This window comes from Bradyrhizobium ottawaense (assembly GCF_002278135.3).
GTDB lineage: Bacteria > Pseudomonadota > Alphaproteobacteria > Rhizobiales > Xanthobacteraceae > Bradyrhizobium > Bradyrhizobium ottawaense.
In genome coordinates this window covers 4,857,112-4,872,570 of the sequence record NZ_CP029425.2, presented here as the reverse complement: position 1 = coordinate 4,872,570, position 15,459 = coordinate 4,857,112, and the positions used below count along the sequence as shown (strand labels likewise).

The 15,459-nt window shown below is 63.5% G+C and carries 21 protein-coding genes; 16 read left to right on the top strand and 5 right to left on the bottom strand.

All coding sequences use genetic code 11. From position 1 onward, the window contains the following. Positions 1-139 precede the first annotated feature (139 nt). The 8 genes from CIT37_RS23460 to CIT37_RS23425 all read left to right on the top strand — a co-directional run bounded on the left by CIT37_RS23460 (position 140) and on the right by CIT37_RS23425 (position 5,073). Positions 140-487 (top strand): Lin0512 family protein, encoded by a 348-nt coding sequence (locus CIT37_RS23460; RefSeq protein WP_026201886.1) that lies wholly within the window; start codon positions 140-142, stop codon positions 485-487. A 4-nt stretch (positions 488-491) separates the two neighbouring features. Beyond that, the gene (locus CIT37_RS23455; protein WP_028145077.1) at positions 492-1,184 is read left to right on the top strand and encodes a GNAT family N-acetyltransferase; all 693 of its coding nucleotides are present in this window, start codon (positions 492-494) and stop codon (positions 1,182-1,184) included. Between the two features lie 74 nt (positions 1,185-1,258). Beyond that, positions 1,259-2,443: a serine hydrolase domain-containing protein gene (locus tag CIT37_RS23450; protein ID WP_095424726.1), complete on the top strand. Its 1,185-nt coding sequence runs from the start codon at positions 1,259-1,261 to the stop codon at positions 2,441-2,443. Between the two features lie 94 nt (positions 2,444-2,537). Next, on the top strand, positions 2,538-2,747 hold the full coding sequence (locus tag CIT37_RS23445; protein WP_095424727.1) for a YgaP family membrane protein: 210 nt from the start codon (positions 2,538-2,540) through the stop codon (positions 2,745-2,747). Next, positions 2,744-3,265, top strand: a complete 522-nt coding sequence (locus CIT37_RS23440) for an RNA polymerase sigma factor (RefSeq protein ID WP_028145074.1) — start codon at positions 2,744-2,746, stop codon at positions 3,263-3,265. Before CIT37_RS23445 ends, CIT37_RS23440 begins: the two co-directional genes overlap by 4 nt. A 76-nt stretch (positions 3,266-3,341) precedes the next feature. Beyond that, positions 3,342-4,007, top strand: coding sequence for a DUF429 domain-containing protein (locus tag CIT37_RS23435; protein WP_028145073.1), 666 nt, complete (start codon positions 3,342-3,344; stop codon positions 4,005-4,007). 34 nt (positions 4,008-4,041) lie between these two features. Continuing rightward, positions 4,042-4,269 (top strand): hypothetical protein, encoded by a 228-nt coding sequence (locus CIT37_RS23430; protein WP_049801662.1) that lies wholly within the window; start codon positions 4,042-4,044, stop codon positions 4,267-4,269. Between the two features lie 99 nt (positions 4,270-4,368). Further along, a complete protein-coding gene (locus tag CIT37_RS23425; RefSeq protein ID WP_161966465.1) occupies positions 4,369-5,073 on the top strand; it encodes a glutathione S-transferase family protein in 705 nt (234 codons plus the stop codon). Between the two features lie 2 nt (positions 5,074-5,075). Here CIT37_RS23425 and CIT37_RS23420 read toward each other — a convergent pair whose 3' ends face one another. The 3 genes from CIT37_RS23420 to CIT37_RS23410 form a co-directional block, all read right to left on the bottom strand. Next, positions 5,076-5,858: a sulfite exporter TauE/SafE family protein gene (locus tag CIT37_RS23420; RefSeq protein WP_095424729.1), complete on the bottom strand. Its 783-nt coding sequence runs from the start codon at positions 5,856-5,858 to the stop codon at positions 5,076-5,078. 3 nt (positions 5,859-5,861) lie between these two features. Further along, positions 5,862-6,494, bottom strand: coding sequence for a TetR/AcrR family transcriptional regulator (locus CIT37_RS23415; RefSeq protein ID WP_038972501.1), 633 nt, complete (start codon positions 6,492-6,494; stop codon positions 5,862-5,864). 207 nt (positions 6,495-6,701) lie between these two features. After that, entirely contained in the window at positions 6,702-7,073 is a 372-nt protein-coding gene (locus CIT37_RS23410) for a tRNA-binding protein (protein WP_028145069.1), read from the bottom strand. A 103-nt stretch (positions 7,074-7,176) separates the two neighbouring features. On the opposite strand from CIT37_RS23410, the gene CIT37_RS23405 reads away from it, so the two are divergent. Next, complete coding sequence (locus CIT37_RS23405) at positions 7,177-7,536, top strand: ArsC family reductase (protein WP_028145068.1); 360 nt, start codon at positions 7,177-7,179, stop codon at positions 7,534-7,536. 3 nt (positions 7,537-7,539) lie between these two features. Here the strand turns inward: CIT37_RS23405 and CIT37_RS23400 are convergent, their stop codons facing one another. Further along, the gene (locus CIT37_RS23400; protein ID WP_049801661.1) at positions 7,540-8,187 is read right to left on the bottom strand and encodes a hypothetical protein; all 648 of its coding nucleotides are present in this window, start codon (positions 8,185-8,187) and stop codon (positions 7,540-7,542) included. A gap of 355 nt (positions 8,188-8,542) precedes the next feature. Here CIT37_RS23400 and CIT37_RS23395 point away from each other — a divergent pair, with 355 nt between their 5' ends. From CIT37_RS23395 to CIT37_RS23365, 7 genes are all read left to right on the top strand, one after another. Further along, positions 8,543-9,298 carry an ABC transporter ATP-binding protein gene (locus CIT37_RS23395; RefSeq protein WP_018317619.1) on the top strand — a complete coding sequence of 252 codons (756 nt, stop codon included), beginning with the start codon at positions 8,543-8,545 and terminating at the stop codon, positions 9,296-9,298. After that, positions 9,291-10,037 carry an ABC transporter ATP-binding protein gene (locus CIT37_RS23390; protein WP_028145066.1) on the top strand — a complete coding sequence of 249 codons (747 nt, stop codon included), beginning with the start codon at positions 9,291-9,293 and terminating at the stop codon, positions 10,035-10,037. The genes CIT37_RS23395 and CIT37_RS23390 overlap by 8 nt, the downstream gene beginning before the upstream one ends. A gap of 35 nt (positions 10,038-10,072) precedes the next feature. Further along, complete coding sequence (locus tag CIT37_RS23385; protein WP_028145065.1) at positions 10,073-11,296, top strand: ABC transporter substrate-binding protein; 1,224 nt, start codon at positions 10,073-10,075, stop codon at positions 11,294-11,296. 72 nt (positions 11,297-11,368) lie between these two features. Next, positions 11,369-12,232, top strand: coding sequence for a branched-chain amino acid ABC transporter permease (locus CIT37_RS23380; RefSeq protein WP_018317616.1), 864 nt, complete (start codon positions 11,369-11,371; stop codon positions 12,230-12,232). 1 nt (position 12,233) lies between these two features. Continuing rightward, positions 12,234-13,202, top strand: a complete 969-nt coding sequence (locus CIT37_RS23375; RefSeq protein ID WP_028145064.1) for a branched-chain amino acid ABC transporter permease — start codon at positions 12,234-12,236, stop codon at positions 13,200-13,202. A gap of 156 nt (positions 13,203-13,358) precedes the next feature. Beyond that, complete coding sequence (locus tag CIT37_RS23370) at positions 13,359-14,003, top strand: DUF47 domain-containing protein (RefSeq protein ID WP_018317614.1); 645 nt, start codon at positions 13,359-13,361, stop codon at positions 14,001-14,003. 11 nt (positions 14,004-14,014) lie between these two features. Continuing rightward, positions 14,015-15,022, top strand: coding sequence for an inorganic phosphate transporter (locus CIT37_RS23365; RefSeq protein WP_095424730.1), 1,008 nt, complete (start codon positions 14,015-14,017; stop codon positions 15,020-15,022). On the opposite strand, the gene sugE is transcribed toward CIT37_RS23365, so the two are convergent. Further along, complete coding sequence (gene sugE / locus CIT37_RS23360; RefSeq protein WP_028145062.1) at positions 15,015-15,329, bottom strand: quaternary ammonium compound efflux SMR transporter SugE; 315 nt, start codon at positions 15,327-15,329, stop codon at positions 15,015-15,017. The two genes, CIT37_RS23365 and sugE, sit on opposite strands and share 8 nt — an antisense overlap. Positions 15,330-15,459: the final 130 nt, after the last annotated feature.

The following is a 15,459-nucleotide window of genomic DNA, read 5'->3' as shown; positions in this document are numbered from 1 at the left end:
CCACCTTCGCCGCCTCCTGGGTCCCGGCTCTGCGCAGCAACGCAAAAGCGTTGCAGCGCGTCCGGGACACGAGAGGGGCTTGTCTGGAGAGGCTCGATCACCCACACTCCCAAATACCGAACAAGCACAGGACAACAAAATGACTCGTGTTCGCTGCGTCACCGAGATGGGTATGGGCGTCGATGTCCACGGCAGGGACGCCACCAAGGCGGCCAAGCGCGCGGTGTCGGATGCCATCAGGCACTCGAGCCTCGGCTTCTTCCGGATGATCGGCAAGACCGCGAACGACATGTTCGTCGACGTCACGATCGCGGTACCCAATCCGGAAGCCGTCGACAAGGAGGCTGTGGCCAAGGAGCTTCCTTACGGCACCGTGACCGTCACCGCGGTCAAGGGCGGGCTGGAGATTCCCTCGGCGACCGAAGTGGCCAACGATCCCATCCTCATCGCCAATGCAGCTGTCATCGTCAGCTTCGACAAGGACTAGACCGGTGTCCGACAGCGATGAGGCGCTGCTCGATCGTCCGATCTGGAGCGCGCTGACGACCAGCCACAAGCATCTGGCCGAGGGCGGGCCGCGGGCGTTGCGCTATCCCGTCGACATGACGCCGTTTGCCGACATGGTCGACATGTCCGCGGCAAGCTTTGCCGCGCTGCGCGATCTGCTGTCGGGTTCGCAGGTCGCAGCATTGTTCACGCCGGATCCGGTTGACGTCCCCGCCGGTTTCAAGGTCGTGATCGCCGGGCCTTGCGAGCAGATGATCGGCTCGCCCGCGGTCAGTCCGCTCCGCGATGCCGAGATCGTCACTCTGGGGGCCGACGACGTCCCTGCCATGATGGCATTGACGGAGCTGACGAAGCCCGGTCCGTTCGCGCGGCGCACCCATGAGCTTGGTACGTTCCTCGGCATTCGCGCCGGGGGACAATTGGTCGCGATGACCGGCGAGCGCATGAAGCCGGGCAAGTTCACCGAGGTGACGGCCGTGTGCGTGCATCCCGACTATCGCGGGCGCGGCTATGCGCAAGCGCTGCTTGCGGCCGTCGCGCGCGGGATCGAGGCGCGCGGGGAAATTCCGTTCCTCCACGTGTTTTCGAGCAACGCGTCGGCGATCGCGCTGTACCAGCGACAGGGCATGCGCATCCGCCGTTGCCTGCACGTCACAGCGTTCATGAGGGAAGAATAGGCGCCCTCGGGGGCGCCCTTCATTTCCTCCCGATTTTCGCTATATCCGTCCCAACCACAATTTGGGGGAAGTACATGGACGCCAGAACGACCGATTTTTCCGCCGCACGGACGGCGATGCAGCGCTACGTCGATCAGGAGATCATTCCGGGCGCATCCTGGGCCGTGCTGCGCGGGGGCGAGGTGGTCGACCAGCAATGCGTCGGTTTTGCCGACCGCGAAGCAAAGACCGCGCTTCGTCCCGACCATATCTTCCGCGCGTTCTCCAACACCAAGATCTTCGTCACTTGCGCGATCATGCTGCTGGTTGAGGAAGGCCGCATCGGCCTCGATGACCCGATCGAGACATTCCTGCCGCAGCTCGCCGGTCGCAAGGTGCTGAAGCCGGGCGCCTCGAGCCTTGCCGATGTCGAGCCGGCGAAGAATTCGATCACGATCCGCCAGCTCCTGACCCACACCTCCGGCCTCAGCTACGGCATCTTCGATCCCGGCACGGTGCTGTTCAAGGCCTACAACGAGGCGCGCGTACTCAATCCGCTGACACCACTCGCCGACATGATCGACCAACTCGCCGATCTGCCGCTGTCTTATCATCCCGGCACGAGCTGGGAATATTCGGTCGCCACCGACGTGCTCGGCCGTGTCGTGGAGGTCGTCTCCGGCAAGCCGCTCGACGCTTTTCTGAAGGCGCGCATCTTCGACCCGCTCGGCATGACCGATACCAGCTTCCATGTTCCGGATGCGCAGCAGGGCAGGCTGGTTGCGCTCTACAATGGCGCCGACGTGCTCGACCCCATGAAGCCCGGCCTCACGCGGGCCGACAATCTGCCGTTTCCGCAAGCCTATCGGCGGCCGTTCCCGCGGCTCTCGGGCGGCGGCGGTCTGGTCTCGACCCTGCCCGACATGCTCGCGCTGGTCCGCGCGCTGCTGCCCGGTTTGGATGCGCTGCTGAAGCCGGAGACGCTGCGGCAGATGATGACGAACCAGCTCCCGGCAGGGCAGACCATCCGCTTCGCCAATCTCGGCCCGATCCCCGGCAAGGGCTTTGGCCTCGGCGGCGCCGTCACCTTCGCGCCGACGCCGTTTGATCCGCCGAACTCCACTGGTGAATTCCAGTGGGGCGGGCTTGCCGGCACGCATTGGTGGATCTGTCCGCGGGCCAATACCGCGGGGGTCCTGATGGCCCAACGTTACATGGGCTTCTGGAATCCGTTCTTCTTCGAGTTCAAGCGCCTGGCCTATCAGGCCGTCGGAGGCTGACCCGCGAAAAAATACGCGCCCCGCGAATCCTTTCCGGCCGGCGCGCCCTCTTGATGGTCGAGGCAATTTGCCTCGGCTCAACTCGGAGGATGCGATGGCATTTTACAGGAAGAACATCGGCGGCTTGCACCAGGCGGTGCGGATCGCCTCGGGCGTCGCGGTGGTGGTTGCGGCATCCGTTTATCTGGCCGGCCCGACGGCGTGGCTGGTCACGCTGGGTGGCGCCGGCTTCGCGCTGACCGGCCTTGTCGGCTATTGCCCGATGTGCGCGATGGCGGGGATCGGGCGAGGAGGGGTGTCGTGAGTGCGGCGGCGATCTCGCCGAACCTGTTCGAAGCGGCGCGGCTCGGCGATCCCCACGCGATCGCCTCGCTGCTCGAGACGGCGCAGCCGGATATCCGCCGCTACGCCCGCGCGACCTGCCGCAGCTCGGCGGATGCCGAGGATGCGGCGCAGGAGGCGCTGTGGATCCTGTTCCGCCACGTCGGCACGATCCGCTCGCTGCTGGCGTTTTCGGCCTGGCTGTTCAGCGTGGTCCGCCGCGAATGCCTGCGGTTGGCGCGCAAAGCAGGCCTCGCGCGGCCTATCGATGAGAGCGAGGCGGAAGCGCTGCTGCTGACGCGCCCTGAAGCCGATCTGCGACTCGACGTGGCTGCGGCCTTCGAGGCACTGCCGCCGCATTATCGCGACGTCGCGCTGATGCGCGACGTCAAGGAAATGACCATCGAGGAAATCGCCGTCGCGCTCGGCGCGTCCCGGCAGACCGTAAAGGCCCGGCTGCACCGCGCTCGCGCCCTGATGCGCGAATATCTGACGAGATGAAACGTGAGCGCTGTTCCTGCAACATCGAGGTGGCAGCTTGGGGTGAACGAACTTCGGCAGCGGCGGCGTCGCGCGCGTGAATAACTATCTCGGCATCGACGGATTTCGTTTCGGCTGGGTCGCGGCCTGGATCGGCGAGCGCGGCGATCATGGCTTCGACTACTCGCCGGGCCTGACGCGTTTGCTCGCGTTGCCGCATGTGCGTGCGATGATCGACATGCCGATCGGATTGAATCCGGCCGGCTATCGCCTGTGCGACCTGCGAGCGCGCGAGCTGATTGGCCCCGCCGTGTTTCTCGGTGCGCGACGCGATCTCTGGACGTTCACCGACATGGCCGAGGCCAACCGTTACTACTGGGCGCAAGAAGGCAAGGGCAGGGGCGTGTCAGCGCAGCTCTGGAATATCAGGGACAAGATCAGGGAGGTCGACGAGATCATGACTCCGGCGCGGCAGGCAACGACCGGCGAAGCGCATCCGGAATTGGTGTTCTGGAATCTCGCAGGGCGAGTCCGGCTTGCGAAGAAGGCATCCGCGCTCGGCCGCGAGCAGCGCGTCGCGCTGCTCGCGCAACGCGGCTTTACGCGCTTGCCGAAATGGCTGGCGCAACGACATGGCACCGGCATCGGCCGCGACGATCTCATCGACGCCTGTGCCTGCGCCATCGCGGCGCGCGACAGCACGCAACGTGTCGGCGGGGAGGAGACCGATCCGCGCGGACTGCGTATGGAGATCAATTATTGAGGCTGCCAGCCCACGAGATGGAAATCGGGAAAAAATGGCAATTTATTTGACCTATGCAGGAACTGTCGATGGCGGGTCCGCGTTCCCCGTGTGGACCGATGACAGAGAAGCTCGTGCGATGAGGGATGTCAGTCAATTCGCGACCGCAATGCTTGCGCTCGTCTTCACCAGCGCGTTGCTCGTCACCGGACAGCTCTTCATCAAGCAGCGCGCACAGCGCGATGTGATTTACGCCACCAGTCATTTGCTGCGGCCCTTGTGATCTCATCCCCGTGCGGGAAATGATGTGACCGCTCGACCTTGCGTCGTTCGTCTGCTCGCCTAGATTAGGCGGCATCGCATGAACGAAGCTGGAGTCCCGATGTCTGATCTATCCGCCTTTCCCATCAGCAGACGCTGGCCGGCCAAACATCCCGAGTTGCTCCAGCTCTATTCGCTGCCGACGCCGAACGGCGTCAAGGTCTCGATCATGCTGGAGGAGATCGGACTTCCCTACGAGGTCCATCTCGTCGATTTCGGCAAGGACGACCAGAAGACGACTGAATTTCTCTCGCTCAATCCGAATGGCAAGATCCCGGCGATCCTCGACCCCAACGGTCCCGGAGGCAGGCCGCTGCCGCTGTTCGAGTCCGGGGCGATCCTGCAATACCTCGCCGAGAAGACCGGCAAGCTTCTGCCGGAGGATGCCGCGCGCCGCTACCGGACCATCCAGTGGGTGCACTTCCAGATGGGCGGCATCGGGCCGATGTTCGGCCAGGTCGGCTTCTTCCACAAATTCGCCGGCAAGGATTTTGAGGACAAGCGGCCCCGTGACCGCTACGTCGCCGAAGCCATGCGCCTGCTCGGCGTGATGGAGACGCATCTTTCGGGACGGCAATGGTTCATGGATGACGACTACACCATTGCCGACATCTCCATGCTCGGCTGGGTGCGCAATCTCATCGGCTTCTACGGTGCCGGCGATCTCGTCGAATTCACCCAATTCAAATCGGTCGGTGCCTGGCTCGAACGGGGCCTCGCGCGTCCGGCGGTGCAGCGGGGGCTGAACATTCCGCAGCGGCCGTAAGATCAGGTCAGCGCCTTGTACGTCATGTAGAGCGCCATCAGCGAGACGAAGGCGATCATGACCCGGCGCAGCACCGATTTGCTGACGCCATTGGCCAGGCGTGCGCCGAGATCGGTGCCGATCCAGAGGCCTGCCAGAATACCTGTGATGGCCGGCCAGCCGACCAGCAGGCCCTTGCTCCAGTAGATCCAGGCCGCCGGCAGGTTGGTCGGGATGACCGAGAAAACGAGGCTGACGAGCTGCGCCTGATGCTGCGGCACGCGCAGGCCCGCAGCAAGGCCGACCGTGATGGCCAGGCCCCCGCCGATGCCCATGAAGCCGGAGGAAAATCCGGCGAGCAGGCCGATGAGCAGCAGGGGTAGCCGGGGCTGCTGGTCCTGGTCGTCGGCCTCACGGCCGCCGTCCTTGCGATCGCGACGCAGGATCAGCAGGGCGATCAGCGCGGCGAGATAGATGACATAAGTCCATTGCAAGACCCGGTCGGAAACCGCCGCCGCGGCGTAACCGCCGCCGGCACCGCCGACGAGAAATCCGATGCCGATCCAGACGATCCACGGCCAGGGGCTGCGATTGCCGCTCTGCCAGTAGCGGCGCGCGCCGGCGAGGCCCGTCGGCGGGACCTGTGTGATCAGCGACGTCCCTTGCGCGACGTGCTGTTCCGCGCCGAGCAGCAGCACGCTGAAGATCACGAGCCCGCCACCCGGGCTCGTTCCCATCAAGCCCGACGTCAATCCGCTGACCAGGCCGACGCCGGCGCCAGCGAGCAGGTCGTGGATTCCTGACATCGCTTACGTCCTGGTTCGCCGCTTGATGTCAGGCCTGGTCGTGCGAAAGCCGTCGATCACCCCGGCCACCGCCGCCATGCAGGCCTCGACGTCGAAATCCTCGCCCCAGCATTTTTGCAGCACAAAACCCTGGAAGATCGCGATCAGCACGCGTGCGATCGCTTCGGCACCGAGGTCGCGCCTGATCAGGCCGTCATGCTGGCCGCGCTCGACCAGCGCCACGATCAGCGCGCGCGGCATGTCGATGCCTTCGACGACGCTGGTGCGGACGCGGCGGTTGCGCAGGGCTTCGGCCCAGCCGTGGATGCCGACACGGCGGCGCGGTTCGCCGGCGGGGTCGGTCAGCCATTGCGCGTAGACGCGGATCAGCGCGTGAAGCCCTTCGATCGGATCGCCGGATCCTTGCGCGACCGAATTGAGCACGGCTTCGCGCCGATGCCGGTCGTCGGCAAGTGCCTCGATCAGATCGTCCTTGCTCTGGAAGTAGAGATAAACCGCGCCGTGGCTCAGTCCGGAGCGTTTCACGATGTCGGCCATGCCGGTCTGGTGAAAACCGTCTTCGGAGAAGCAGGCGAGGGCAGCTTCGAGAATTTGCTGCCGCCGGCTTTCGCGCTGCTTGTCGCTGATCTTGGGCATCTCGCCGTCCTTAAATAACTGACAGGTCGATCACTTTACCGTCGGTTCCGGTCGATCCTGCACCAAGCGGATTGATATAAAAAACGATCAGTCAGTCATTTTTATTGCAGAGGGGGATTTTGGTCAAGTCCGCGGGGCCGGGAAGAAGGAGGAGGATGTGGTTGCGAATGCCTCGACAGGGGCGACGCTGCGCTCGATCGCACGCGGCTAGAACAGCCGTCCTCCGTTCGGCACCGGCTTGCTCGGCTGCACCAGCACGACCTTGCCGTCGGCATCGGGGAAGCCGAGCGTCAGCACCTCGGAGATGACGGGTCCGATCTGGCGCGGCGGGAAATTGACGACGGCCGCGACCTGTTGTCCCACCAGCGTCTCGAGCGGATGGTTCTCGGTGATCTGCGCCGAGCTCTTGCGCACGCCGATCACCGGGCCGAAGTCGATCCACAGCCGAAAGGCCGGCTTGCGCGCCTCTGGAAACGGTTTCGCATCGACGATGGTGCCGACGCGGATATCGACCGCGAGGAAGCTGTTGAAGTCGATGGTCGGCGTGGCGGCGGCTGCGGGATCGTGGGTGACGTGCATGGGATGTCCGTTCGGCGAGTTGGCGTCGTTCGCAATATTGTCGCGCGAGGCGGAGTTTCGTACAACGCTGCGAACATCACGTACGCCATGCGCGAGGAACATCTTGCCCAACACCATCTACGGCATCAAGAACTGCGACACCATGAAGAAGGCGCGCGCCTGGCTCGACTCCCATGGCGTCGCATATGAATTTCACGACTACAAGACAGCGGGCGTAGACAAGGACAAGCTCAAGCACTGGAGCGACAAGGTCGGCTGGGAGAGTCTGCTCAATCGCGCCGGCACGACGTTCAAGAAGCTGCCCGATTCCGACAAGGAAGGCGTCACCGAGAAGAAGGCGCTGGCGCTGATGCTAGCGCAACCATCGATGATCAAGCGGCCGGTGTTGGAGATCGGCGGCAAGCTGCTGGTCGGCTTCAAGCCGGACATCTATGCCAAGGAAGTCGGAGCCAGGACGCGTTAGAGTCTAGTTCAGCTCGATGATCTCGTTGGTGACGCCGGGAGCCGGCTGGTCCGCGAACTCGACGACGTCGGCCGTCGCGATGCGGCCAGGCGCGCGATGGAAGAGATCGCGATCGATCACGGCGCGCAGTTTCGGGCGCGGCAGCGCGTCATTTCCGCGCATCAGATTCTTGATCTCGAAGCCGCCGTCCTCGCAGAAGGTCTTGACCGAGGCGATGACGTGGCAGACTTGGCCGCCCGTCTGGAAAGGTAGCAGCAGCCGTTCATACGCGACGATGCGTCCGTAGATGTCGTCGACATCGGCAACGCTGTAGACGGGCAGCCCGCGTGCCACGCATTCATAGTAAACCGGCATCACGAAGGGGGCGAGCCGCGGCCCGAGATAATCGTCGAGCAGAACGCCCTTGCCGGTATGTCCATAGGCGCGGGAGATGCGCGTGTTTTCGCTCTGGATGGTGAGGCGCGGCGCCGGCGTCGAAACGTCCACCGTATAATAGATGAGATCGAACAGCTCTTCCTCGAGCCGCGCAGGCTGATATTCCCAGACCGCCGGCGCGATCTGCTGGCGCGCATAAAGTCGCAGCCACGTGTTCAGGAGATCACGCTGCCTGATCGATTTGACGACGGACGGAGCGGCGCTTGCGAAATCCAAAACAATAATCCCGGAACGTCAAAACCAGCACATGATGTCTCCTGCGGGAAAATTTTCTATGAAGGCTGGCGCGCCGGACGAAAGACCGTTAACGACGGCTTGATGACCGGTGTCTTGCGAACCGGGAGGCCGGGCAGGCACGACATCAAAACATCTCCGACTAAGGGAGCATTTGTATCCCAGCCGGAGACCTGATCTGCTCAGCTTTCCGCCTTGCCTAACCCCCGTCACCTCCGGCATATTCCGCGCCCGGAGACGGCGTTCCGGATGGGCTCCAAGGATAGGCTCCAAGGCCCCCGGAAAGCCGAAGCAACAAGGATAGCCACGCGGCTCGCGCGGGCAGGGGGAAATCTGTTTGGCCGATGAGTTTATTCTCGAAACGGAAGGCTTGACCAAGGAGTTCGCGGGCTTCTTCGCCGTCCGTGACGTTGCGCTCAAGGTTCGCCGTGGGAGCATTCATGCGTTGATCGGCCCGAACGGGGCCGGCAAGACGACCTGCTTCAATCTTCTGACCAAGTTCCTGAAACCGTCCGCAGGAAAAATCCTCTACAAGGGGCAGGACATCACCGCGATGGCGCCGGCCGACGTGGCCCGCATGGGGCTGGTCCGTTCGTTCCAGATTTCGGCGGTGTTTCCGCATCTCACGGCGCTGGAGAACGTCCGTGTCGCGCTTCAGCGCCAGCACGGCTCTTCGTTCGATTTCTGGCGCTCCAAGTCGGTGCTCAACCGCTTCAACGATCGCGCGCGCGAATTGTTGAACGATGTCGGCCTGAACGAGTTTGCCAACACGCCCGCGGTCGAGATGCCCTATGGACGCAAGCGTGCACTGGAGATCGCAACCACGCTCGCGCTCGACCCGGAGATGATGCTGTTGGACGAGCCGATGGCGGGCATGGGCCACGAGGACATCGACAAGATCGCGGCGCTGATCAAGCGGATCTCGGCGAAATACACCATCCTGATGGTGGAGCATAACTTAAGCGTCGTGGCCAACCTGTCCGACATCATTACCGTGCTGACGCGCGGCCAGGTGCTCGCGCAGGGCCATTACTCGGAGCTCACCAAGGACGAGCGCGTCAAGGAAGCCTATCTGGGAGCCGGTCATGCCTGACACTGCGATCGCCGAGGCTCCGGCCAAGGCTGCGACCGGCGGAAACATCCTTCAAATCCGCAACCTGGAAGCCTGGTACGGCGAGTCTCACATCCTGCACGGGATCAACTTCGACGTGAACGCGGGCGAGGTCGTCACCCTGCTCGGGCGTAACGGCGCCGGTAAGACGACCACGCTGAAGTCGATCATGGGCATCATCGGCAAGCGTACCGGCTCGGTGAAGTTCAACAACCAGGAGATCATCCGCGCGACCTCCGACAAGATCGCGCGCATGGGCATCGCATTCTGCCCGGAAGAGCGGGGCATATTCTCCAGTCTCGATGTGCGGGAGAATTTGATGCTGCCGCCGGTGGTCCGCGAAGGCGGGCTGCCGCTCGATCAGATCTTCGATCTGTTCCCGAACCTGAAGGAGCGGCTCAACAGCCAGGGCACCAAGCTATCCGGTGGCGAGCAGCAGATGCTCGCGATCGCGCGCATCCTGCGCACCGGCGCGAGCTTCCTGATGCTGGACGAGCCGACCGAGGGCCTGGCTCCGGTCATCATCCAGCAGATCGGCCACACCATCGCGCGGCTCAAGAAGGAGGGGTTCACGATCCTCCTGGTCGAGCAGAATTTCCGCTTCGCATCCACCGTCGCCGACCGCTACTACGTGGTCGAGCACGGCAAGATCATTGACGGATTTTCCAATGCGGAGCTTGCCGCCAACATGGACAAGCTCCACACCTATTTGGGTGTCTAGAACTGCCAACGAGAAAATTCAAAAAGGAAAGTTGCATGAAGACGAAGTCGATTGCATCGTTGCTGCTGACCACCGCGCTCACCTTCGCCGTAACAGGCGTCGCCTCCGCGCAGGACAAGACCGTCAAGATCGGCGCGCTGTCCGATCAGTCCGGCCTCTACGCCGATCTCGGCGGTCCCGGCTCGACGCTTGCCGCACAGATGGCGGTTGAGGATTCCGGCCTGGCGGCGAAGGGCTGGAAGATCGACATCATCTCCGGCGATCACCAGAACAAACCCGACATCGGCACCGCGATCGCGCGGCAGTGGTTCGACGTCGACAAGGTCGACATCATCGTCGACGTGCCGAATTCCGGCGTGGCGCTCGCCGTCAACAACGTCATCAAGGAAAAGAACGGCGTCTACATCAATTCGGGCGCGGCGACCTCGGATCTCAGCAACGCGCAGTGCTCCCCCAACACCGTGCACTGGACCTACGATACCTACATGCTGGCCCACACCACCGGCCAGGCGCTGGTGAAGGCCGGCGGCGACACCTGGTTCTTCCTGACCGCCGACTATGCCTTTGGTGCGGCGCTCGAGCGCGACACCACGGCGGTCGTCACCGCCAACGGCGGCAAGGTGGTCGGCGGCGTCAAGCATCCGCTGAACACGCCCGACTTCTCGTCATTCCTGCTCCAGGCGCAGTCATCCAAGGCAAAGATCATCGGTCTTGCCAATGCCGGCGGCGACACCACCAACACGATCAAGCAGGCTGCCGAGTTCGGCATCGGCAAGGGCGGCCAGAAGCTCGCGGCGCTACTGCTCTTCCTCACCGACGTCAAGGCGATCGGGCTGGAGACGGCGCAAGGCCTCAACTTCACCGAGACCTTCTACTGGGACATGAACGACCAGACCCGGGCGTTCTCGAAGCGCTTCGCTGACAGGATGAAGAACAACGCACCGCCCACCATGGTGCAGGCCGGCGTCTATTCGGGCGTGCGTCACTATCTCAAGGCGCTGGAAGCGCTCGGCGGCAATCCCCATGACGGCGTCAAGGTCGTCGAGAAGATGAAGTCGATGCCGACGGAGGACGATCTGTTCGGCAAGGGCGAGATCCAGCCCAACGGCCGCACCATCCACAACGCCTATCTGTTCGAGGTGAAGAAGCCCTCCGAATCCAAGGGGCCGTGGGACTTCTACAAGCTGGTCGGCACGGTGCCGGGCGATCAGGCTTTCACGCCGCTGTCCGAGAGCAAGTGCGCGCTCTTGAAGAAGTAAGATAACCGCCCGCAGGCCATCAGGCCCGCGGGCGACTTTCAGGGAACGCCGAAGGGACCGGGTGCGGGATCGATGCAGGCTCTATACGCTCAGCTACTGGTGGGACTGATCAACGGCTCGTTCTACGCGCTGCTCAGTCTCGGGCTTGCCGTGATTTTCGGCATGCTCAACATCATCAATTTCGCCCATGGCGCGCTCTACATGATGGGCGCCTTCGTTGCTTATTTCCTGTTGAGCCTCGGCGGCATCAACTACTGGTGGGCGCTGCTGATCGCACCCGTGATCGTCGGCATCTTCGGCATGATCCTGGAAAGGACCATGCTGCAATGGCTGACCGGGCTCGACCATCTCTACGGCCTGCTCCTGACCTTCGGCATCGCGCTGATCGTGCAGGGCGTGTTCCAGAACTATTTCGGCTCCTCCGGTCTGCCTTACGCCATTCCGGACCAGCTCAAGGGCGGCATGAATCTGGGCTTCATGTTCTTGCCGATCTATCGCGGCTGGGTGGTCGTGTTCTCGCTGGTCGTGTGTCTGGCGACCTGGTTCCTGATCGAGAAGACCCAGCTCGGCGCTTACCTGCGCGCCGCCACCGAAAATCCGACGTTGGTGCGCGCCTTCGGCATCAACGTGCCGCGCATGATCACGCTGACCTATGGTCTCGGCGTCGGCCTTGCCGCGCTCGCGGGCGTGCTCTCGGCGCCGATCAACCAGGTGCGACCGCTGATGGGCGCCGACCTCATCATCGTCGTGTTCGCGGTGGTCGTGATCGGCGGCATGGGTTCGATCATGGGCTCCATCATCACCGGCTTCGCGCTGGGCGTGATCGAGGGTCTGACCAAGTATTTCTATCCCGAGGCCTCCAACACCGTCGTGTTCGTGCTGATGGTGCTGGTGCTCTTGGTGAAGCCAACGGGATTGACGGGAAGGGCGGCCTGATATGACAACCCTGACGGACGACACGCTGCCGGTGACCCCTCGCGCGATGCGCGACGAGATGATCGCTTTCGTAGTGATGGCGCTGCTGCTGGCGTCGGTGCCATTCACGGGCGTCTACCCGTTCTTCGTGATGCAGGCGCTGTGCTTTGCGCTGCTCGCCTGCGCCTTCAATCTGCTGATCGGCTATGGCGGCCTGTTGTCGTTCGGCCACGCCATGTTCCTGGGTACCGCCGGCTATTGCTGCGCGCATGCGCTGAAAGTGTGGGCGCTGCCGCCCGAGCTCGGCATCCTCGTCGGCATCGCCGCGGCTTTCGTGCTCTCGCTCATCACCGGCTACATCTCGATCCGCCGCCAAGGCATCTATTTCTCGATGATCACGCTGGCGCTGTCGCAGCTGCTGTACTTCATCTACCTCCAGGCCCCGTTCACCCACGGCGAGGACGGCATCCAGGGCATCCCACAGGGACACATGTTCGGCGTGTTCGATCTGTCCAAGCCGACGGTGCTTTATTACGTCGTGCTGGTGGGGTTCCTCGCCGGCTTCCTGCTGATCTTCCGTGTCATCAACTCGCCGTTCGGCGAGGTGCTGAAGGCGATCCGGGAGAATGAGCCGCGGGCGATTTCGCTCGGCTACCGGACCGACCAGTACAAGTTCCTGGCCTTCGTGCTGTCGGGAACCCTGGCCGGTTTTGCCGGTGCGCTGAAGGTGTTCGTGGCGCAGAACGCCTCGCTCACCGATGTCCATTGGTCGATGTCGGGCGAGGTCGTGCTGATGACGCTGGTTGGCGGCCTTGGAACCATCTTCGGCCCCGTGGTCGGTGCGTTCGCGATCATCGCCATGCAGCAATATCTCGCGGGCTTCGGCCAGTGGGTGACGGTAATCCAGGGCTCGATCTTCGTAATCTGCGTGCTCACCTTCCGCCGCGGCGTCATCGGCGAAATCGCGCATTACTTCCGGCGATCTCTCTAAGTAGCTGATTCAAAAGTGGTTTACCGGCCGCCTGAAAGCGGTGGATGATCCGGCTCCGCGGGCGTGAGATGACACGCGCGCGGATCGAAAATGGTCTATGACAGTTTCATGACGGCCCGACAGGGCCGGGCCATTTCCAACCGGTAGCCTACCCCCATGATGCGATGGTTTCGTGCTTTCCTTCCCAAGGAAGAACGGTTCTTTGACCTGTTCGACCGGCATGCCCAGACGGTGATCCAGGGCTCCATCGCGCTCCAGGGTATGCTGAACGGGGGCGAGGAGACGCCAGTCTATTGCCAGCGCGTCAACCAGTTCGAGAATGATGCCGACAACATCACCCGAGAGGTGCTGACGGCGGTGCGCCGCACCTTCATCACCCCGTTCGACCGCGGCGACATCAAGAACCTGATCACGTCGATGGACGACGCCATCGACCAGATGCAGCAGACGGCCAAGGCGGTGATGCTGTTCGAGGTCCGCACCTTCGAGCCGCCCATGCGCGAGATCGGCGGGCTTCTGATCGAATGCGCCAATCTGGTCGGCCGCGCGCTGCCGCTGATGCAGTCGATCGGCCCGAACGTCGCCATGCTGACCGCGATCACGGAGGAGCTCGGCAAGCTCGAGGGCCGCGTCGACGATCTCCACGACATCGGCTTGAAGGAGCTGTTCCTCAAGCATCGCGACGGCAATGCGATGGACTTCATCGTCGGCGTCGAGATCTACGACCACCTCGAGAAGGTGGCGGATCGCTTCGACGACGTTGCGAACGAGATCAACAGCATCGTCATCGAGCAAGTTTAGGACAGGCCGCTGTGGATGCCGCGTTGGGTCTTCCCGTCCTGGTCGGCTTGATCGCCGTCGCGCTGCTGTTCGATTTCCTGAACGGCCTGCACGATGCCGCCAATTCGATCGCGACCATTGTCTCGACCCGCGTGCTGCGGCCGCAATTCGCTGTGTTCTGGGCCGCGTTCTTCAATTTCGTCGCCTTCATGGTGTTCGGCCTGCACGTCGCCCAGACCATCGGCACCGGCATCATCGATCCCTCGATCGTCGATGCCCAGGTGATCTTCGCGGCCCTGGTCGGCGCCATCGTCTGGAACCTCGTGACCTGGGCGCTCGGCATCCCGTCCTCGTCCTCGCATGCGCTGATCGGCGGGCTCGTCGGCGGCGGCATGGCCAAGGCCGGGATCTCGGCTGCGGTGTGGAGCGGATTGACCAAGACGGTGCTGGCGATCGTGCTGTCGCCGCTGATCGGCTTCCTGCTCGCGATGATGCTGGTGGCGATCGTGTCCTGGGCCTCGGTGCGCTCGACGCCTTTCGCGGTCGATCGCGCCTTCCGTATCCTGCAATTCGCCTCCGCCTCGCTCTATTCGCTCGGCCATGGCGGTAACGACGCGCAGAAGACCATGGGCATCATCGCGGTGCTGCTCTATTCGCAGGGCCATCTGGGCAGCGACTTCTCGGTGCCGTTCTGGGTGGTGCTGTCCTGCCAGGCGGCGATGGCGCTGGGCACCCTGATGGGCGGCTGGCGCATCGTCCGCACCATGGGCCTGCGCATCACCAAATTGACCCCGATGCAGGGCTTTTGCGCCGAGACCGGCGGGGCCGCGACTTTGTTCATGGCAACCTATCTCGGGGTTCCCGTCTCCACCACGCACACCATCACCGGCGCCATCGTCGGCGTCGGTGCCGCCCGCCGCGTCTCGGCGGTGCGCTGGAACGTTGCCAGCTCGATCGTCTACGCCTGGGTGATCACGATCCCGGCCTCGGCCATCGTGGCGGCGCTGACCTGGTGGGCGGTCAAGATCTTGGTCAAGTAACGAGCTTCAGCCCGACGATCCCGGCGACGATCAGTCCGATGCTGGCAAGGCGGAGGGCCGTGGCCGGCTCGCCGAACAGGATGATGCCCAGTGTTGCGGTGCCGACCGCGCCGATGCCGGTCCAGACCGCATAGGCGGTTCCAACGGGCAGGGATTTGAGCGCGAGCCCGAGCAGGATGACGCTGCCGGCCATGGCCACGAGCGTGACGACGGACGGAACAAGCCTGGTAAAGCCCTCGGTGTATTTCAGGCCGATCGCCCAGGTGATCTCGAGAAGGCCCGCGACGAACAGGATGCTCCAGGCCATGACGACCCTCCATTCAAGGCAGGGTCGTCCCCGCGGCTGACGTGCTGATGGGCTGGGGAGGCCGTCCTCCTCCCAAGGCCAGTATGGCCAAGGCCGATATGGGGCTGGCCGGGAGGCTCCGCAATCACCA